14 protein-coding genes are annotated in these 19,056 nt (G+C 70.4%); 8 read left to right on the forward strand and 6 right to left on the reverse strand.

The window, feature by feature from the left end; translation table 11 throughout:
* Positions 1–111 precede the first annotated feature (111 nt).
* On the forward strand, positions 112–1,014 hold the full coding sequence (locus OG963_RS10815) for a LysR family transcriptional regulator (protein WP_093776053.1): 903 nt from the start codon (positions 112–114) through the stop codon (positions 1,012–1,014).
* A 7-nt stretch (positions 1,015–1,021) separates the two neighbouring features.
* On the opposite strand, the gene OG963_RS10820 is transcribed toward OG963_RS10815, so the two are convergent.
* Positions 1,022–2,062 carry a hydrolase gene (locus tag OG963_RS10820; RefSeq protein WP_362269034.1) on the reverse strand — a complete coding sequence of 347 codons (1,041 nt, stop codon included), beginning with the start codon at positions 2,060–2,062 and terminating at the stop codon, positions 1,022–1,024.
* 309 nt (positions 2,063–2,371) lie between these two features.
* Here OG963_RS10820 and OG963_RS10825 point away from each other — a divergent pair, with 309 nt between their 5' ends.
* The 3 genes from OG963_RS10825 to OG963_RS10835 are packed head-to-tail and all read left to right on the forward strand — an operon-like array spanning position 2,372 to position 6,153.
* On the forward strand, positions 2,372–2,776 hold the full coding sequence (locus OG963_RS10825) for a hypothetical protein (RefSeq protein ID WP_093776049.1): 405 nt from the start codon (positions 2,372–2,374) through the stop codon (positions 2,774–2,776).
* 6 nt (positions 2,777–2,782) lie between these two features.
* Positions 2,783–5,047, forward strand: a complete 2,265-nt coding sequence (locus tag OG963_RS10830; RefSeq protein ID WP_371798823.1) for a bifunctional polysaccharide deacetylase/glycosyltransferase family 2 protein — start codon at positions 2,783–2,785, stop codon at positions 5,045–5,047.
* A complete protein-coding gene (locus tag OG963_RS10835) occupies positions 5,047–6,153 on the forward strand; it encodes an acyltransferase (RefSeq protein WP_093776045.1) in 1,107 nt (368 codons plus the stop codon). Before OG963_RS10830 ends, OG963_RS10835 begins: the two co-directional genes overlap by 1 nt.
* A gap of 8 nt (positions 6,154–6,161) precedes the next feature.
* Here the strand turns inward: OG963_RS10835 and OG963_RS10840 are convergent, their stop codons facing one another.
* The 4 genes from OG963_RS10840 to OG963_RS10855 all read right to left on the reverse strand — a co-directional run bounded on the left by OG963_RS10840 (position 6,162) and on the right by OG963_RS10855 (position 12,766).
* Complete coding sequence (locus OG963_RS10840) at positions 6,162–6,881, reverse strand: class I SAM-dependent methyltransferase (RefSeq protein ID WP_362269038.1); 720 nt, start codon at positions 6,879–6,881, stop codon at positions 6,162–6,164.
* 112 nt (positions 6,882–6,993) lie between these two features.
* Positions 6,994–9,441: a SpoIIE family protein phosphatase gene (locus OG963_RS10845; RefSeq protein WP_319739226.1), complete on the reverse strand. Its 2,448-nt coding sequence runs from the start codon at positions 9,439–9,441 to the stop codon at positions 6,994–6,996.
* Between the two features lie 219 nt (positions 9,442–9,660).
* Positions 9,661–12,135, reverse strand: coding sequence for an MFS transporter (locus tag OG963_RS10850; protein WP_093930192.1), 2,475 nt, complete (start codon positions 12,133–12,135; stop codon positions 9,661–9,663).
* 187 nt (positions 12,136–12,322) lie between these two features.
* Positions 12,323–12,766 (reverse strand): SRPBCC family protein, encoded by a 444-nt coding sequence (locus tag OG963_RS10855; RefSeq protein WP_093776037.1) that lies wholly within the window; start codon positions 12,764–12,766, stop codon positions 12,323–12,325.
* A 148-nt stretch (positions 12,767–12,914) separates the two neighbouring features.
* Between OG963_RS10855 and OG963_RS10860 the strand changes: the two genes are divergently transcribed.
* The 3 genes from OG963_RS10860 (at position 12,915) to OG963_RS10870 (ending at position 16,367) form a co-directional block, all read left to right on the forward strand.
* Complete coding sequence (locus OG963_RS10860; RefSeq protein ID WP_093776035.1) at positions 12,915–13,955, forward strand: Rv2578c family radical SAM protein; 1,041 nt, start codon at positions 12,915–12,917, stop codon at positions 13,953–13,955.
* A 177-nt stretch (positions 13,956–14,132) separates the two neighbouring features.
* Positions 14,133–15,731, forward strand: coding sequence for an alpha/beta hydrolase (locus tag OG963_RS10865; protein WP_093930191.1), 1,599 nt, complete (start codon positions 14,133–14,135; stop codon positions 15,729–15,731).
* Between the two features lie 72 nt (positions 15,732–15,803).
* Positions 15,804–16,367 (forward strand): GNAT family N-acetyltransferase, encoded by a 564-nt coding sequence (locus OG963_RS10870; protein ID WP_256223631.1) that lies wholly within the window; start codon positions 15,804–15,806, stop codon positions 16,365–16,367.
* Here OG963_RS10870 and OG963_RS10875 read toward each other — a convergent pair.
* On the reverse strand, positions 16,345–16,917 hold the full coding sequence (locus OG963_RS10875; RefSeq protein ID WP_093776218.1) for an adenylosuccinate lyase: 573 nt from the start codon (positions 16,915–16,917) through the stop codon (positions 16,345–16,347). The two genes, OG963_RS10870 and OG963_RS10875, sit on opposite strands and share 23 nt — an antisense overlap.
* Positions 16,918–17,273: 356 nt before the next feature.
* Between OG963_RS10875 and OG963_RS10880 the strand changes: the two genes are divergently transcribed.
* A complete protein-coding gene (locus tag OG963_RS10880) occupies positions 17,274–19,055 on the forward strand; it encodes a 3-hydroxyacyl-CoA dehydrogenase family protein (protein ID WP_093776029.1) in 1,782 nt (593 codons plus the stop codon).
* Position 19,056 lies beyond the last annotated feature (1 nt).

Below are 19,056 nucleotides of genomic sequence, written 5' to 3' on the forward strand. Positions count from 1 at the left end.
CCACGGAGAGGGGGAGGGGTGCGGGAATGCCTGGGTCTCCAGGCTCCCCGACATCGATCCAGCAGTCCAACAGAAGATTCAGGTTGGATTTATCGTCTATGTTTCTCAATCATGGAGTTGCGCCAACTGGAACATTTCATCGCCGTCGCCGAGGAGCAACACTTCACCCGTGCCGCCGAACGGGTCGCCGTGTCGCAGTCCGGGCTGTCGGCCTCCATCCGCTCCCTGGAGCAGGAGTTGAAGACCCCGCTGTTCAGCCGGACCACCCGCACCGTGCGGCTGACCGAGGCGGGCCGCGCACTGCTCGTGGAGGCGGAGCGCACGCTGGCGGGCGCACGGGCGGCGAAGGACGCCGTCGATGCGGTACGGGGACTGCTGCGCGGCACACTGACGGTGGGGTTCGAGCAGTGTGTGGCCGGTGTGGGGGTGCCGCGGCTGCTCGCGGCATTCCGTCGCATACACCCGCAGATGGAGATCCGGCTCCGCCAGGAGGGCACGTCGAGTCTGGTGGACGGGGTGGCGGGCGGGCGGCTCGACGTCGCGTTCGCCGCGACGGTGAGCGCCGGGGAGTGGCGCGGCGAGCTGATCCCGCTGGCGCGGGAGCGCATGGTCGTCCTGTGCGCCCCCGGCCACCGGTTCGCACACGCGCTCCGCGTCCCGTTCGACGAGCTTCCCGGTGAGTCGTTCATCGACTTCCATCCGGACTGGGGGCCGCGCCGCGCCGCCGACGAGGCGTTCGCGACGGCGCGGGTGCGCCGCACGGTCGGCCTTGAGGTGAACGACGTGCACAGCCTGCTGGAGCTGGTGCACGAGGGGCTGGGGATCGCCGTGGTGCCGCACCACTTCTCGCGCAAGCCCGAGGCCCGCGGGCTGGTCGCGGTGGAGCTGGACGGCGCCGACCAGCCTTTCTACGAGAGTGTCGTGGTGCTTCCGGCCGCCGGGGCCATGAGCCCCGGCGCCCGCTCGCTGATGACCTTGGTACGCAGCGACGTACGCGACGGCGCCACGCGCTGACCGGCGGTCACCCGCCCAGCGCCGTCGCGAAGGCTCCCGGTTCCTGCTCGACCCCGCTGCACGTGTCGCTCGCCTTCGTGGTGTCCTCGTCGGTGCATTCCCGGTCACGGAAGGTGGCCCACATGGAGAGCGCACCGACGCCGGTCCGCCGGGCGAAGGCGCGCAGGGCGGCGGCGTCGGCGAGGGTGAACGTCTCTCCGGCCGTGTCGTTGACACCGAGCATCACCGTGAGGTGCAGCGCCCGCCAGGCCTCGGAGTCCGACAGGCCGAGTACGTCGGTGAGCTGGTCGTGGGTGGCTTCGGCGGCCTGCTGCGCATAGTCGCTCATGTCGCCTTCGTGGGACGTGCCGTAGTTCATGGCCATGATGTTCACCGCGGAGAGGTCGACCTTCTGCTCGGCGGCGTCGCTCAGCAGGTCCGTCCCGCTGGTCTCCAGGCCGTCCGGCATCACGGGCAGGGTGTACGTGACGTCAAGGTGCCGCTTCTTCTGGAGCAGGCGGAGCGCCTTGTCCCGGAGGGTGATCGACGCCCGGTCGGTCAGCGCCTCGCCCTCGATGTCGAAGTCGGCCTTGGTGGCGCCCACGGCGTCGAGCACCCGGGCGTAGGCGTCGGCCAGGTCCTCGGCACTGTCGCAGGCGAGCGCCAGCTCGGTCCCGGCGGCCCCGCCGAACGAGACCCGGATGTCCGCTCCGGTGGCGGTGAGTGCGGCGACGCGTGCGGCCACCGCACTGCTGGTGGGCTCGGCGGTGCCGCCCCAGAGCGGCGCGCAGCTGTCGTCGTCGGCGACGACGAAAGCCAGGTTGTACGTGTCCGGGGAACCGACGGTGTCCGTATCGGCCGCCGTCGTGGCGCTGACGTACGGGGTGTAGGCGGTCGTGGCGGCCGAGGCCGTGGGGCCGCCCGGGCGGGAGCGGGAGTCCCCGCCCTGGTTCGCCGCCGCACCCGTCGTACAGGCCGAGCAGGCGAGCCCGAGCGCGACGAGTCCGGCGACGACGGCGGTCGCCCGCCTCGCCGCACCCTTCGGAGAGCCCTTCGGTGAAATGCGCATAAAGTTTGCACCTGCTCTCGTGAGAAGTGTCCCGAAACAGCAACAATGAAGAACGGGGAACACCGAAAACCTCTCACACATCACCATGTGTCCGAACCTGGACGACTTTCCCGAGGACCCACCGAAGAGCCACCTCAAGGTTACCCATTACCCCTTTGCGACATGGGGATGTGACGATCCCTCACCTGCTCGGGAAGGTGCCCGGACCGCGACGGCGTTCTCAGTCCATCCACAGACTTGCCGCGTTCTCACAGCGTTCGGCCAGGAATGGCTCAGACTTCGCACATAGCAGTTCGTCAGCATGCGCAAATGCATTCCGACACCGCCATCGAGAAAAATCCGACCGGACACGGCCGACGCAGACACGCCGGCCTGCGCAGGCCCCCGGCCGGCACCGCAGCACAGGAAGGTCCCGTCTTCGTGGACAGCTCCGGGCGCCGGGCCCGGCTGCTCCGCCGTGCGGGAATCGCCCTGGGCATCGCCTGTGTCGGTTACGCCGCCGTGCTGTGTCTGGCCTTCATGGGTGGCATCTCCATGTCGCCCTCGGAGCTGCTTCCCTTCGACGGCGCACCCTTCGCCCAGGGCGGCCCCGACGGGATCACACCTCCGGGAGTCACCGGCGCACCCCCGAGCGGCCCTCCCGCCGACGGGGCGGGCCCGTCGCCCTCGGCATCCGTGTCCGTGTCGGTGTCCGCGACCACGGGGACCGGCTGATCCTTGATGAACCGGAATCAGGTACGACCCCAGCGACGGCATGCCACGCCGAGCCGGATCGAACGCGTCCGCCGGCAGGCGGTTCCCAAGCCGCGGGTGATCATCGCCCTGCTGCTCCTGCTCGGCCTCGTCTCCGTGATGCTGCTCGACGGCTATCTGCGGGCCGAGGTCGGAAACGACCAGCGCGTCCGCTCCGACGCGAGCGCGAGCAAGGTGCCCGACAGCGTCCTCGACGGCGGGCCGTTCCTCAGCTTCCAGGGCGGCACGGCGCGGACCCGGTCCGTGCCGGACAAGACGATCGTGCTCACCTTCGACGACGGGCCGGACCCCGAGTGGACCCAGAAGGTGCTCGACATCCTGGACGACAACGATGTGCCCGGCACGTTCTTCCTCGTCGGCTCGATGATCTCGCGGTACCCGGATGTGGTGCGCAGGATGGTCGACGACGGCAACGAGGTGGGCGTCCACACCTTCACCCATGTCGATCTCTCGTACCAGAGCGCGGCCCGCGTCACCCGGGAGATCGCACAGACACAGCTCGCGCTGGCGGGAGCCGCGGGCATCACGACGACACTCTTCCGCGCCCCGTACTCGTCGACGAACGACGCGATCGACAACTACAGCTGGCCCGTCTACAAGAAGCTCGGCGCGATGGGCTACACCAGTGTCTTCATCGACACGGACAGCGAGGACTGGCAGCAACCGGGCGTCTCCAAGATCATCAAGTGGGCCACGCCGAAGAGCGGAAAGGGCGCCTCCGTGCTCTTCCACGACGCGGGCGGCAACCGCGCCCAGACACTCGAAGCGCTGCCCCGGTACATCAAGAAGATGAAGGCGAAGGGCTACACCTTCACCACGGTCAGCGGCGCGCAGCAACAGGCACAGGGACAGCAGGCGCAAGGGCAGCAGGCACAGGCACCGCAGGGCACCCCCGCCACCGCCGGCGACACCCGGCAGAGCAACCCGGAGCAGGCCGCGCACCGCACGGCCGACACCGCCACGCTCTGGGAGGGCCGCGCCCTCCTCGGTGCGGTCGCCGTCGCGGAGTGGACCGTGCCCGGTCTGGCCGCGGTGCTGGCGGTCGTGGGCGTGGCCGTGCTGGGCAGGTTCGCGATAATGCTCGTCCTCGCGCGGCGCCACTACCGGCAACGCAACAGACGCAGATTCTCCTGGGGGCCCTCGGTCACCGCACCGGTCAGCGTGATCGTGCCCGCGTACAACGAGAAGGAGTGCATCGCCAACACCCTCAACTCGCTGGCCGCCAGCACCCACCCCATCGAGATCGTGGTCGTCGACGACGGCTCGACCGACGGCACCGCCGAGATCGCCGAGTCCCTCGGACTGCCGAACGTGCGGGTGATCCGCCAGCCGAACGCGGGCAAGCCCGCCGCGCTCAACAACGGTGTGCGGCACGCGCGTTACGACATCGTGGTGATGATGGACGGCGACACCGTCTTCGAACCCGACACCGTTCAGCGACTCGTGCAGCCGTTCGGCGACCCGGGGGTCGGTGCGGTCGCCGGCAATGCCAAGGTCGGCAACCGCTCCACCGTGATCGGCGCCTGGCAGCACATCGAGTACGTGATGGGCTTCAACCTCGACCGCCGGATGTACGACCTCCTGCGCTGCATGCCCACCATCCCGGGGGCGATCGGGGCGTTCCGCCGCGATGCGGTGCTGGCGGTCGGCGGGATGAGCGAGGACACCCTCGCCGAGGACACCGACATCACGATCGCGCTGCACCGTGCCGGATGGCGGGTCGTCTACGCCGAGCACGCGCGCGCCTGGACCGAGGCGCCCGCCTCGCTGGGGCAGCTGTGGCGGCAGCGCTACCGCTGGAGCTACGGCACGATGCAGGCCCTGTGGAAGCACCGGAGATCGGTCACCGACCGGGGGCCGTCCGGCCGCTTCGGCCGGGTCGGGATGCCGCTGGTGGTCCTCTTCCAGATCGTCACACCCGTCTTCGCGCCGCTCATCGACGTGTTCACGGTCTACGCGATGATCTTTGTGGACTTCAAGGCGTCGCTGCTCGCCTGGCTGGCGGTGCTGCTCGTCCAACTGGTCTGCGCCGCCTACGCGTTCCGTCTCGACCGCGAACGGTACCGGTATCTGCTCATGCTGCCGTTGCAGCAGATCGCGTACCGGCAGCTGATGTATCTGGTGCTGATCCACTCGTGCGTCACCGCCGCGACCGGCGGCCGGCTGCGCTGGCAGAAGCTGAAGCGCACCGGCGAGGTCGGTTCACCGGCCCCGGGCACGGGGGCGCGCTGATGGGAGGCGCACACCGCAAGGGTGGACCGCAGGTCACGGTCCGTACGGAAGAGGGGGCGGCCGGGCCCGTGGTGCCGGCCGCCCAGAAAGGCGCCCGCGACCGCTACTTCGACGCGCTGCGGGCCTTCGCACTGGTCCGTGTCATCACCTACCACACGTTCGAGTGGCCCTGGCTGGGGCTGGTCTTCCCGTCCATGGGCGTGATGTTCGCACTCGCCGGATCGCTCATGGCTCGTTCGCTGGAGCGGCCCGCGCCGCGCGTCATCCGCGGCCGGCTGCGCAGACTGCTGATCCCCCTCTGGGTGTTCGCGCCGGTCATCGGTACGGCGATGCTGCTGCACGGCTGGCTGCCGGGGCCCGATGTCCTGTACTGGGTGCTGCCGGTCGGCGATCCCCCCGGCAATGCGTGGGGCGAGCAGGCCTGGGCGGTGCTCTGGTACCTGCGCACCTATCTGTGGTTCGTGCTGCTGTCGCCGGTGCTGCTGCGCGCCTTCCGCCTGGCCCCGCTGCCCGTGCTCGCGCTGTCCCTGCTCCCTGTCGTGGTCCTGGAGACCGTGACGAGTGTGCCGGACGGGCGCCTCGGCAGTGCCCTCAGCGACGTGTCGGTCTTCCTGTTCTGCTGGCTGCTCGGCTTCGCCCACCGCGACGGTGTGCTCGACCGGATGCGCCCCGCACCCGTCGTCACCGTGGCGCCGGCCCTTCTGGCGGCAGGAGCCTGGTGGGCCTTCCACCACCGGGTCGACGGTTCCTACGATCTCGACGACATCCCGCTCGCCCAGGCACTGTGGTCCGCGGGATTCGTCCTGCTGCTGCTCCGCTTCCGGCCCGACTTCGGCGGCCTTGCCCGGCATCGCCTGGCCGACCGGATCGTGAAGATCTTCAATGCCCGTGCCGTGACGATCTATCTGTGGCACGAGGTCGCGCTGATGGCGAGCGTCCCGCTGATCGACATCATGTGGAACGTTCCCGCGTTCGAGCGGGATCTGCCGCTGGACAGCATGTGGTTCCAGTTCACGATCGCCTGGGTGCTGATCGCGGCGGCCGTGGCCCTGTTCGGCTGGGTCGAGGACATCGCGGCGAAACGGGGGCCACGACTGCTGCCGTGATCCCCGTGTCAGCCGCCGGCGAGGACGAACCAGCGGGCCGGCAGGTCGATGCGGGTGCCGTCGGGCAGGTACTCGGTCTGGGCGAGTGCGGTGTCCCCGGTGGCCAGCGTCGTCAGCCCTGCCGCCCGCAGCAGCTCCGGAACCTCCTCCTCGGTGGCGCTCGCCGGCTTGAGCCCGTACTCGAAGACCCGCCGCAGCTTCTCGGGCGGTCCGCCCGGCGCCTGGGCGGCCTGCTGGAGCACGGTCTTGGAGGCGGGGGTCAGCTCGGCGACGAAGGCCCGGCCGCGCGCCCCGATCAGCGTGGCCACGGCTGCGGCGACCACCGGCCGGGCCGGTGGCTCGCTCTGATGGATCACCGCGCGCATGTAGACGTTCGTGTCGCCGATCCGCTCGTGGAGAGCCCGCACCGCGTCACCGTCGACGAGGTTGAGCTGGGCGAACTCCGCGACACCCGCCCTGTCCGCGCGGCGTGCGTGCTCGATCGCCGCGTGCGACAGATCCACGCCGATGGCGCGGGCGAAGCAGGTGGCGAGGTAGCGGGTCTGGGTGCCGTTGCCGCAGCCGAGGTCGACGACGGGCAGCGAGGCGTCGGCGTACGCAAGCAGCAGCTTGCTGTCGGGGACGGAGGTGAGGGACGGGTCGGAGTCCCAGATCGCCTCGCCGGGGGCGTCGGAGGTGGCCGACCAGAAGCCTTCCCACGACTCGCGGTAGCCCTGCGACACGTCCATACGCACTCCCGAATCCGTTGTGTCCACCGCTGTCTGCTCAGCAACGGACTACCGCCCCGGAGCGCCCCGGGGCAAGGGGGTGCGCATCATCCGTCGTGCGGGACGGCGTCTTTCACCTGATGTTCGACCGGGGACGTGGAAAACGGGTGAGTGCCTGTTCGAACCAGACGGTCTTGCCCCGTGCCGTGGTGCTCGTCCCCCACTCCCGGGCGAGGCCGCTCACCACCAGCAGTCCGCGGCCGAACTCGTCGTGGGCGGAGGCGTTGAGGAGCGCGGCCGGGGCCGGTTCGTCGTCGCTGACCTCGCAGAGCAGGGCGCCGGTCCGGACGAGACGCAGCCCGATGTGGTGGGTGCGCCCGTGCTTCACCGCGTTGGTGACGAGCTCGCTGACCATCAGCTCGGCCGACTCCACCGCCTCCGGCAGATCCCAGTCGAGGAGCTTGCCGCGGACGAGCCGCCGGGCACGGGCCACTTCGCGTGGATCCAGGGCGAGTTGCCACTCGGCGACGTCGCCGTCCGGGATGCCGTTCAGCCGGGCCATCAGCAGCGCCACGTCGTCCTTGCGGCCACCCTTCGGGTTCAGAGCGCGGATGATCGTGTCGCAGGCGTCGTCCATGGAGGCGGCGGGATGCGCGGCGGATGCGCAGAGTGCGGCGAGTCCCGCGCCGATGTCCTGGCCGCGCACCTCGACCAGACCGTCGGTGCACAGAACCAGCCGGTCGCCGGGCCGCACCTGCACGGTCGCGGTCTCGAAGGCGACACCGCCGACGCCGACGGGCGCACCGGTCGGCAGGTCGAGGAGCTCCGCCCGGCCGTCCTCGGCGCGGACCAGCACGGGCGGGATGTGCCCGGCGTTGGCGATCTGGAGCTCGGAGTGGATCGGGTCGTAGACGGCGTAGAGGCAGGTCGCCAGATACTGCTCGCCGAGGCGCTGTGCCAGGTCGTCGAGGTTGCGCAGCAGCTGGGCGGGGGGCATCTCCATGGTGGCCATCGTCAGTACGGCGGTACGCAACTGGCCCATCATCGCCGCCGAGTTGAGTCCGTGCCCCATGACGTCGCCGACGACGAACGCGGTCCGGGAGCCCGGCAGTTTCACCGAGTCGAACCAGTCTCCGCCGATCCGGCCGAGCCGGGCGCCGGGCAGATAGCGGGTGGCGATGTCGCAGCCCGCCATGCGCGGTTCGACCTGGGGCAGCATGCTGTCCTGGAGGGTGTCGGCGACATTCTCCTGGTACGTGTACATGCGGGCGTTGTCGAGTACGAGCCCGGCACGGGCGGCGAGTTCGGCCCCCGTGGTGCGGTCCATGTCGTCGAAGGGCTCACGGCCGGGACGGCGCATCAGGACCATGAAGCCGAGCACCACGTCACGGGCCTTGAGCGGCACGATGAGCAGCGACCGGTGGGTGATCAGGGGGCGCAGGTCGCGCTTCTCGAACTCGCCCGAGATCCGGTTGCTCATCTCGTCGCTGACGTACGGGATGAGGACCGGCTCACCGGTGACCATGCACTGGAAGAACGGTGTGTGCTCCGGGAAGGCGATGGACTCGCCGACCGGGACGGTGTCGTCCCAGCGGCCGGGTTCGTCGTTGTGCTCGACCCACACCCGGTGCCAGACGGTGGTGACGTCGGGCGGCCCGTCCGGGAAGCCCTCACCGGCGAGGACCGCGGCGCGCAGATGCGTACCCGCGAAGTCGGTGAAGCGGGGGACGGCGGCACTGGTGACCTCGCGGATGGTGCGTTCGAGATCGAGGGAGGTGCCGATGCGGCCGCTGACCTCGTTGAGGAACTCCAGCCGTTCACGGACCGCCCCGTACTCGAGGTCGAGTTCGGGGCGCGGCGCGGCGCGGGTTACCGGCGAACCGTCGGCGGTGGCCTCCGGATCCTCGGCCGGGCGGCGCGGCGTCCGGCGCGGCACACCCCAGTCGGGAGTGACCGGGACCCGGTCGCGGTGGCTGAACTCCAGGATCGGATAGCCCAGTTCGAGGACCTGCGAGACGATCCGGGTGGCCTGGTGGACGCTCATGTTGGGCAGGATCTCGGGGAGCCGGCCGGCCAGGTCCTGATAGCCGGGGAAGTCGGTGTGGAGCGCGAAGCCCGGGGCGATCGTCTCGCTGTCCCGGCTGCCGTTCACCCCGGCGTCGCGCAACTGCCCGGCGTCCGCGGCGAGGACGAGGAGCCGTTCGGGACCGGGGCCGACCAGCGGGTAGGCCCACCACAGAACGTCGATCCGGCCGCGCCGCGGCTCGTCGACACGGGCCCGTCCCGCCGCCGGATAGGCGACGCTCCCGCTGAGCGAACTGTCGAGTCCGTGGCCGAAGCCGGCGTACGTTCCGTCCGGCCCGGTCTCCCCGTCCTGCCGCAACGCCCCTGAGACCGGCAGGAGTTCACCGGCCGGGCAGCCGATGGCCTCCTCCCTGGCGACGCCGAACAGCCGTCTGGCCCCGGTGGACCAGTGCGACACGAGTCCGGCCGCGTCGACGACGACCACGGCGAGCGGCACCCGTCCGGCAGTGGTGTCGCGCGGCTGTGGTGTCCTCTGCGGCGGTACACCAAGGTCCATGGGTGGAAGGCTCCTTCCCCACCGCAAGGTTCTGCGGCTTGTGACTCCACGGTACGGCTCCGTGTCCGGCCCCCGCCGGTCATCGGCGGAATCGACCCCAGGGGGTCGTGCGCCCCGCGCGCCCCACCGCGCACGATCCGACGAGAGGCCTCGGGGCGACCGGAACCGGGTCCTGCCACTGGAGCCTGCCCCCCAGGGCGCCGACCATGGCCCTCTCCATCAGTCCGCGTGACCGAGCTGGAGGTCGCGTTCGGTGCGTCCGCCGCCCGCGACCTGCAGGACGGTCGCCACCGGCGGATACCCGGCCGCGATCACCGTGTACTCGCCGGTCGACAGATCCACGAAGCGGAACGCCCCGTCGGGCCCGGTGGTCAGGGTGTCGACGACATTGCCCGCCGCGTCGAGGAGCGTGACCCGGGCGTCCTCGACGGGCCGTCCCCCGCTCGCCCGTACGATGCCGCGCAGCACGGCGCCACCGGCAAGTTCGATGTCCTGCCGGGTCTCTCTGGCCGCCTGCACGCTGACCGGAAGCGCCGCGGGCCGGAAGGCGGGGGCGCTCGCGGCGAGGGTGTACTCCCCGGCCACCAACTCCGAGATCACATAGCCGCCCTCGCGGCCGCTGCGGGTGGACGCGACGACCTCGCCGCGCACATCGGTGAGGGTGACGGCGGCGTCCCGCACCGGGATCCCGTCGGCCGTGACGACGGTTCCGGCCAGCCTGCCCGCGCCGCCGAGCACCACATCGAGCTCGACGGGCCGTTCGCCGACGGTGACACTGACGGCCTGCGGCTGGTGCCCGCCGGCCGCCGCGATCAGGACGTAGCTGCCGGAGCCGGGCACGCTCAGCGCGTACCGCCCGTCGTCACCGCTCGCGCCCCTTCCCACCTGCTGTCCCTGTACGTCGATGAGGGTGAGGGCGGCGCGCGGGACCTTCGAGCCGTCGGCGTGCTGGACGCTGCCGCACACCGGCACGCCCGAGAGGTGGACGGGCGGCGGCGGGGCGGCGGTGGCACGTGCGCCGGGGATCGAGGCGGACTCGGCAGCTGAATCGGGGCTGTGGTGGGACACCAGCGGTTTCTCCTTGAGGAAGAAGGCGATGACGAGGCCGAGCGCGAGCACCGGCACGAGGTAGAGGAAGATCCGGGGCATCGCGTCGGCGTACGCCTGGATGTAGCTGTCGCGGAGCGCGGGCTCCATGGCATGGACCAGCTGAGGGGTGATCGACTCGGGGTCGGGGAGATCGGCTCCGGACGGGAGGCGGACGGCGAGAGCGTCCGCGAGCCGGCCCGCGAACAGCGTCCCGAACACGGCGGCGCCGACGCTGCCGCCGATCTGCCGGAAGTAGTTGTTCGCGCTGGTGGCGGTGCCGAGGTCGGCGGGCGGCACGGAGTTCTGCACGGCCAGGACGAGCACCGGCATGATCAGGCCGATCCCGATGCCCAGCACGGCCTGCGCGATGCTGTACTCGATGCGCGGAGTGTCGGTTTCGAGGCGCGAGAGCAGCCACATGCCGACCACCGAGATCGCACTGCCGAGGATCGGGTAGATGCGGTAGCGGCCGGTACGGGAGATCAGCTGGCCGGAGACGACGGACGCCCCGACGATGCCACCCATCATCGGGAGCATCAGCAGCCCCGACTCGGTGGCTGTGGCGCCGTCGACCATCTGCAGGAACGTCGGCAGATAGCTGGCGGCGCCGAACAGGGCGACACCGACGACCGCGCCGACGAGCGCGGTGACATTGAAGATCGAGTCGCGGAACAGCCGCAGCGGGATGACGGGTTCGGGTGCGTGGCGCTCGACCACGAGGAAGAGCAGTGTCGTTCCGGCTGCTCCGGCGGCCAGTCCGAGGATGGTGCGCGAGCCCCAGGCGTACTCCGTTCCGCCCCAACTGGTCAGCAGAACCACGCAGGTGGAGGCGGCGGCCAGCAGCAGGGCGCCGAGCACGTCGAGGCGGGGCCGGACCGTGGGCTTGGGGAGCTTCAGTACGACGGTGATGACCGCGAGGGTGACGAGGCCGAACGGGACGTTGATGTAGAAACACCAGCGCCACGAGGCGTGGTCGGTGAAGAAGCCGCCGAGCAGCGGGCCCGCGACGGACGCGAGACCGAACGCGGCGCCGATCAACCCCATGAAGCGGCCGCGTTCACGAGGCGGTACGACGTCCGCGATGATCGCCTGGACCCCGATCATGAGCCCGCCGCCGCCGACGCCCTGCACCGCCCGGAAGGCGATCAGCTCGTCCATGGTGCGGGACCAGCCGGCCAGCGCGGAGCCGACGACGAAGACGACGATCGCGAACTGGAAGACGCTCTTGCGGCCGAAGAGATCCCCGAGCTTGCCGTAGATCGGCAGTCCGATGGTGGAGGCGAGGAGATAGGCGGTGACCGCCCAGGACATCTTCTCCAGGCCGTGCAGCTCACCGACGATCTTGGGCAGCGCGGTGGCGACGATCATCTGGTCGAGTGCCGCGAGCAGCAGGGTGAGCATCAGCCCGAGGAAGACCAGCCGGATCCCTCGGCGGCTGATCTCCTGGGCGGCGGGATCGGTGGTGGCGGGATCCGTGGCGGTGGGATCCGTGGAAGCCGATGCGGACGGGGGTACGGTCGCCGCGCCGGGAGGGGCGCCTGTCTGCTCCCCGGCGCCGCCCGCACCGTCCGGCTCGTCCTTCACCAGAGTGATACCGCCCACCACGTGCCGCTCCCCTCGTCGCATCTGCGCCGCCCATTTCTCGCATTGCGCGACATAGAGAGGCAAACGCGACGGGGGGCGCTGACGGCGCACTCGGGGGGCTTATGCCCCGGTGGGAGCCACTACGGCGCGCAACCGGCGGGCCGGGAAAACCACCCGAACCGGTGAGGCCGGCCGGGGACGCCAGGTGCTACTTCTCGACCTCGGTCGCGAGGTTGTGCAGCAGCTCGTCGTAGATGCGCCCAAGTCCCTTCGGCGCAAAGGTCTTCTCGAAGAATCCACCGATGCCGCCCGCACCGTTCCAGACGGTCGACACGACGGCCTTGGACTTGCCCTCGCCGGCCGGGGTGACGATCCAGGTGGTGACCATCGACGAGTTGCGGTCCTTCTCGACGAGCTGACCCTCGATCGGCTCGCTGACCTCCAGCAGGCAGTCGCGGATCCGCTTGCTGGTGGCCTGCAGCTTCCAGTGGACGAGGGTGCCCTCGCCGTCACCGCCCTCGCGCACCTCGTACTCGCTGAACTGGCCGGGCAGCACCTTGCCCCGGACCTCCTTGTAGTCGGCCAGCGCGTCGAACACCGTCTCCGCGTCCGCCGCGATGATCCGCTCTGTCGTGGCCTCGACCTGCGCCATGGCTGCTCCTCCACCACTCGGTTGTTCGGGGTGTGCTGAGCCAATCACCTCCGGCACGCCGCTCAAAATCCGGGCCGGGACGAAGGGGAGAAAACGATCAAGGGAACAAGTGTTCTATTCTGTGCCCAGCGCTACCGAGGAGGCGTCCATGCGCTGGGACAATCTGGTCGAGAACACCCGGGAGACCGGGACCGGCGCGCTCTTCGCCGCGGACGCGGTGACCACGCGCACCTTCGACACCCCTGAATTCCGGGGAATCACCTTCCATGAGATCCGGGCCCGCTCGATCGTGAACCGGGTGCCGGGCGCATCCCGGATGCCGTTCGAATGGACCGTGAACCCGTACCGGGGCTGTACGCATGCCTGCGTCTACTGCTTCGCCCGCAAGACCCACAGCTATCTGGACCTCGACACCGGGCTCGGCTTCGACTCGCAGATCGTCGTCAAGACAAACGCCCCGGAGCTGCTCCGCCGCCATCTCGCCTCCAGCCGCTGGCACGGGGCGCACATCGCGATGGGCACCAACGTCGACTGCTACCAGCGGGCCGAGGGCCGCTACCGGCTGATGCCCGGCATCATCGAGGCCCTGCGCGACCACGCCAACCCGTTCTCGATCCTCACCAAGGGCACGATCGTCCTGCGCGACCTGGAGCTGCTGCGGCAGGCCGCGGAAGTCACCGAAGTCGGCATCTCCGTCTCGGTCGGCTTCGTCGATCCCGAGCTGTGGCGCACGGTCGAACCCGGCACCCCGTCCCCCGAGCGCCGCCTCGACGTCGTGCGCACACTGAGCGAGAACGGCATCGACTGCGGCGTACTGATGGCGCCGGTCATCCCGTTCCTCGGTGACCACCCGGACCAGCTGCGGGCCACGGTCCGCGCGATCGCCGCCGCCGGGGCGACCTCGGTGACACCGCTCGTGCTCCATCTACGGCCGGGCGCCCGCGAGTGGTTCATGCAGTGGCTCGGCCGACACCACCCACAACTGGTGCGGCGGTACGAGCGGATGTATGCGGACGGGTCGTACGCGCCCACGTGGTACCAGCGCACCGTCACCCGCCGGGTGCACGAGCTGGCCGCCGAGTACGGCATCGGTCCGGCGCGTCGCGGAGAGCCCCGCCGGATCCCCGAACAGCAGGAGCAGCAGTCGCCGCTCGACAGTCCCGGTCCCACCCAGCTCACCCTGCTCTGACCTCGGCCCGAGCCCTGTCCCGGACATAGCCCGGCAGCTGCCGTGGGCCTGCGCGAGCCCGGTCGGGCAAATGGGTCAACTCTCATCAGAACATGTCCTTCCGTGTCCGAATGTGGGGAGCATGCCGCGGGGGCTGCACCCACCCGCAGCCGCGTTCCCTCCACCACGGGAGGCCATATGACGAATCGTTCAGGAATTCTGTTCGCTGTCGGTGCGACAGTCGCCGGTCTGATGACCGGTGTTCCGTCCCCGGCGGCAGCCGACGGAGTCGCGCCGTCTGCCGCGCAGCTCACATGGACCGGCTGCGCCACGAAGTCGTATCCGACGCTGCAGTGCTCAACCGTGCGCACCCCGCTCAATCATGACGATCCGTCGGGCAGGAGCATCACCCTCGCCCTGTCACGGATCCCGCACACCGCGAAGGCCTCGCAGGGCCCTCTGCTCGTCAACCCCGGCGGCCCCGGCGGCAGCGGGCTGGCGATGGCCGGCTTCGTGGCGGCCTCGCTGCCGAAGGAGACAGCCGCGCAGTACGACGTGATCGGGTTCGACCCGCGCGGGGTCGGGAAGAGTTCACCGGCCCTGAACTGCGTACCGAAATACTTCGGGCCGCGGCGCCCCGACCCGGTGCCGCTGGACCTCCGGACCGAGCAGGCCAACCGGGACCGCGCCGCGTCCTTCGCCGCCGCGTGCGGCGCGAAGTACCCGGATCTGCTGCCGTACATGGACACGGTGAGCACCGCCAAGGATCTCGATGTGATCCGGCAGGCCCTCGGCTCCCCGCAGATCAACTACTTCGGATATTCGTACGGCACCTATCTGGGCGCGGTGTACGCCAAGCTCTTCCCGCAGCGGGTGCGGCGTCTGGTGCTCGACTCGAACGTCGACCCGGACGGGGTCTGGTACGACGACAACATCGGTCAGGACTACGCGTTCGACGCCCGCCAGAAGGCCTTCGCAGCCTGGATCGCGAAGCACGACTCGACGTACGGACTCGGCAGCGATCCGGCGAAGGTCGAGGCCGCCTGGTACGGGATGAGCGAAGCGGTCAGGAAGGAACCCGCGGGCGGGACGGTCGGTATGAGCGAGCTGCAGGACACGTTCCTGCCGGGCGGCTACAACAACGGGTACTGGCCCTACCTGGCCGATGCGTTCGCCGCGTACGTGAACCACAAGGACCAGGACGCGCTGGTCCGCGCATACAAGAAGCTCGGCGCCGTCGACGACAAGGGCGACAACGGCTACTCGGTCTACGCGGCCGTGCAGTGCCACGACGCCGAGTGGACGCGCGACTGGAACACCTGGCGCAGTGACAGCTGGAAGGTGCACGGCAAGGCACCCTTCTACACCTGGAACAACACCTGGTACAACGCACCGTGCGCATCCTGGCCGGTGGCGCCGCTCAGCCCGGTGCAGGTCTCCAACGACGCACTCCCGCCGGCGCTGCTCTTCCAGGCCACGGAGGACGCGGCCACGCCGTACGAGGGCGGAGTCACCATGCACCGCAGACTCCGCGGCTCCAGCCTGGTCGTCGAACAGGGCGGCGGCAACCACGGCATCACGCTGAGCGGCAACAAGTGTCTGGACCGGTACTTGGTGGACTACCTCGACAAGGGCACCGTCCCGCGCGGCAACGGCAGCGGCGCCGACACGGACGCGGTCTGCCCGAAGTCTCCCGACCCGGAGCCGCCGGCCGCCGGGACATCGGCCAAGACGCTGCGGAGCGCGACGGCGGACGGAGGCGCCGTACTGCACGGGATGCTCGGCTTCCGCGGCTGAGGGGAGGGGGCCGGACCACGGACCCGGTGACCCGATCGCACGCTCTCGGGGGCGTACGCCACCATGGTCCGTATGACGACACGGCCCACCTCCGCGTACGCCCCCGACCTGTCCGTCAGAGCCATGGCCATCGAGGACTGCGAGGCTGTCGCGACAATCCGGGTGCGCGGCTGGCAGGCCGCGTACACCGGGCTGATCCCGCAGGCGTATCTGGACGCGATGGACATCGCCGAGGACGCGCAGCGGCGGCGCGGCTTCTTCGCCGAACGCAACACGGTCGTCAATGTGGTGGCCGAGCGGCCGGGCCCGGGTGTGATCGGCTGGGCCTGCTACGGCCCGTACCGCGCGGACGGCAGGCGGCTCGCCCGCGCCGAGCTGTACGCCATCTATGTGCTGCCCGAGCAGCGCGGGACCGGGGTCGGTCGCGCCCTGATGGCTGAGATCCTGGCGCGCTCCGCAGCGGACGGGTTCCCCGATCTGTCGCTCTGGGTCCTCAAGGAGAACGCGCCGGCCCGCCGTTTCTACGAGCGTGCGGGCTTCGCCCCGGACGGCGCCGAGGAGCCGTTCCAGGTCGGCGGCGTCCTGGTGCCCGAGGTGCGTTACGTACGTACTCTCAGCCCGTCGGCAGCCGACTGATCGCCTCCTCGGCCGCGCCGCCGAGCCTCGGGTGCGGCAACGCCGCCCGCAGGACCGGGCGGGCCTGCGCGTCGCCGAGCTGCCCCAGCCCTTCCACACAGGCCAGCGCGACCCGCCAGTGCGGCTCGTCCGGTGCCAGCAGCCGTTCCAGGGTGCTGATCAGCGTCGGGACGGACTCGGGGGCCCGCAGCGCGGTGAGCAGCCGTACCGGGTGCAGGGCGTAGGCGGTGCGCAGCGTGTTGGTCGCGAGGGCGGCGGCGGCCCGGGACGTACGTGGGTCGCCGAGGCACACCAGGGCATGGGCGGCGGAGACGCAGCGCTCCGGGTCGCGGTGGTTCAGCAACAGGATCAGCGCCTCGAAGGCCCGTCTGTCGCCGCCGCAGCCGAGCCGGAACGCGGCGATCTCGCGCGCCCAGAGCGGGCGTTCGCGTTCGACGAGGACCTGCGCCAGCTCCTCGTCGTCGTCGGTGGCGAGCAGCCTGCGGTACGCCGCCGACTCCCCCGCCTCGTCCCCCAGCCGGTCGGCCAGCGACCGGAACTCCTCGTCCATGACCGTCAGCGTATCGGCGGACACGACGAGTGTGAGCGGGCACACAACAACTCGGGACTGGCGCGCTCGTTACTCGCCGGTTAACCTCATATGAGCGGGACACACTCCCCGCCGACTCCAGTGGCCTGGTGACGCAGCCACCCGGAGTGCTTGTCGGTTCGGCAGCTTTGCGCGACGTGACTCCGGGACAGAGTCCGTCACCCCATCCCGGGTCCGGGTGTGTTCGGTACACCCCCGGCCCTGAGCACCACGACACGCAATTCCCGCACGCCATGCGTCGGTCGGGCCCCTCGGCCCCACCAGATCCGTGCGCGTCGTGCGCCCACACAGTCGTCACTCATCCCTGGAGTCCCGTGATGGACATCCCGCTCTCCACCATCGCCGTCGTCGGCCTCGGCACCATGGGCACCGGCATCGCCGAGGTCCTCGCCCGGGCCGGTCGCGAGGTCATCGGTATCGACATCAGCGAGGCGGCCGCGCGTCAGGCCGTTGCCGCCCTCGAAGCCTCCACCGCCCGCGCCGTGCAGAAGGGGCGGATCACCGAGGGCGAGCGGCACGATGTCCTCGCCCGGTTCCGTACCTTCTCCGATCTGCAGGCCGCCGCGGACGCGCAGCTCGTCATCGAGGTCGTGCCCGAGTCGTACGAGATCAAGCAGCAGCTCTTCCGGGAGCTCGACGCGATCACCTCCCCCTCCGCGATCCTGGCGACCGGCACCAACGCCCTCTCGGTGACCCGGCTGGCCGCCGAGTCGCAGCACCCCGAGCGCGTGCTCGGTCTGCACTTCTTCAACCCGGCGCCCGCGATGAAGCTGGTCGAGGTGGTCTCCTCGGTGCTGACGGCGCCGCCGGCCGTCGAGGCGGTCACCGCGCTCGCCCGTGAGCTGGGCAAGGAGCCGGTCGCGGTGGGAGACCGGCCCGGGTTCGTCGCCGACGGGCTGCTGTTCGGCTACCTGAACCAGGCCGCCGCGATGTACGAGGCGAGCTACGCCTCCCGTGAGGACATCGACGCGGCCATGAAGCTGGGCTGCGGGCTGCCGATGGGCCCGCTCGCGCTGCTCGACCTGATCGGGGTCGACACCGCCCGTACCGTCCTGGAGGCGATGTACTCCGAGTCGCACGACCGGCTGCACGCCCCGGCGCCGATCCTCAAGCAGCTCAGCGAGGCCGGGCTGACCGGCCGCAAGTCGGGCCGCGGCTTCTACACGTACGCTGCGCCGGGCGGCCAGACCGTGGTGCCGGACACGAAGACGCCGCTGGAGAGCGGTGGAGCGGCGACCGGACGCACCGTGCGGTCCGTGGGTGTCGCCGGTTCCGGCACGATGGCCTCGGGCATCGCTGAGGTCTTCGCGAAGGCCGGTTACGACGTGGTGCTCGCCGCGCGCAGCCAGGAGAAGGCCGACACGGCCAAGGGCCGGATCGCCAAGTCGCTGGAGCGTTCCGTCACCAAGGGGCGGCTGACGGCCGAGGCCCGGGACGAGACCCTCGCCCGCGTCACCGCGGCCGGTTCGCTGGACTCGTTCGAAGACGTCGATCTCGCGGTCGAGGCGGTCGCCGAGGACCTGGCGGTCAAGCAGCAGCTGTTCACCACGCTGGACAAGGTCTGCAAGCCGGGTGCGGTCCTCGCCACCACCACGTCGTCGCTGCCGGTCGTGGCGTGCGCACGGGCCACCTCGCGTCCGCAGGACGTCATCGGGATGCACTTCTTCAACCCGGCGCCCGCGATGAAGCTGGTCGAGGTGGTCCGTACGGTGCTCACGGACGACGACGTCCACGCCACCGTCCGTGAGGTGTGCGGGAAGATCCGCAAGCACCCGGTGGACTGCGGGGACCGGGCCGGCTTCATCGTGAACGCGCTGCTGTTCCCGTACCTCAACAACGCGATCAAGATGGTCGGGGAGCACTACGCGACCCTCGACGACATCGACGCCGCGATGAAGCTGGGCGGCGGTTACCCGATGGGCCCGTTCGAGCTCCTCGACGTCGTCGGGCTCGATGTCTCGCTCGCCATCGAGAAGGTGCTGCACAGCGAGTTCCGCGACCCGGGCCTGGCCCCGGCGCCACTGCTGGAGCACCTGGTGGCCGCCGGCTGCCTCGGCCGCAAGACGGGGCGTGGCTTCCGCGAATATGCCCGGCGCTGAG

This window comes from Streptomyces sp. NBC_01707 (genome assembly GCF_041438805.1).
GTDB lineage: Bacteria > Actinomycetota > Actinomycetes > Streptomycetales > Streptomycetaceae > Streptomyces.

Bases quoted from the DNA above. Each gene is read 5' to 3' on its own strand.
- OG963_RS10815 (WP_093776053.1), top strand. From the start codon at position 112: ATGGAGTTGCGCCAACTGGAACATTTCATCGCCGTCGCCGAGGAGCAA.
- OG963_RS10820 (WP_362269034.1), bottom strand. From the start codon at position 2,062: ATGCGCATTTCACCGAAGGGCTCTCCGAAGGGTGCGGCGAGGCGGGCG.
- OG963_RS10825 (WP_093776049.1), top strand. From the start codon at position 2,372: ATGCATTCCGACACCGCCATCGAGAAAAATCCGACCGGACACGGCCGA.
- OG963_RS10830 (WP_371798823.1), top strand. From the start codon at position 2,783: ATGAACCGGAATCAGGTACGACCCCAGCGACGGCATGCCACGCCGAGC.
- OG963_RS10835 (WP_093776045.1), top strand. From the start codon at position 5,047: ATGGGAGGCGCACACCGCAAGGGTGGACCGCAGGTCACGGTCCGTACG.
- OG963_RS10840 (WP_362269038.1), bottom strand. From the start codon at position 6,881: ATGGACGTGTCGCAGGGCTACCGCGAGTCGTGGGAAGGCTTCTGGTCG.
- OG963_RS10845 (WP_319739226.1), bottom strand. From the start codon at position 9,441: ATGGACCTTGGTGTACCGCCGCAGAGGACACCACAGCCGCGCGACACC.
- OG963_RS10855 (WP_093776037.1), bottom strand. From the start codon at position 12,766: ATGGCGCAGGTCGAGGCCACGACAGAGCGGATCATCGCGGCGGACGCG.
- OG963_RS10860 (WP_093776035.1), top strand. From the start codon at position 12,915: ATGCGCTGGGACAATCTGGTCGAGAACACCCGGGAGACCGGGACCGGC.
- OG963_RS10865 (WP_093930191.1), top strand. From the start codon at position 14,133: ATGACGAATCGTTCAGGAATTCTGTTCGCTGTCGGTGCGACAGTCGCC.
- OG963_RS10870 (WP_256223631.1), top strand. From the start codon at position 15,804: ATGACGACACGGCCCACCTCCGCGTACGCCCCCGACCTGTCCGTCAGA.
- OG963_RS10875 (WP_093776218.1), bottom strand. From the start codon at position 16,917: ATGGACGAGGAGTTCCGGTCGCTGGCCGACCGGCTGGGGGACGAGGCG.
- OG963_RS10880 (WP_093776029.1), top strand. From the start codon at position 17,274: ATGGACATCCCGCTCTCCACCATCGCCGTCGTCGGCCTCGGCACCATG.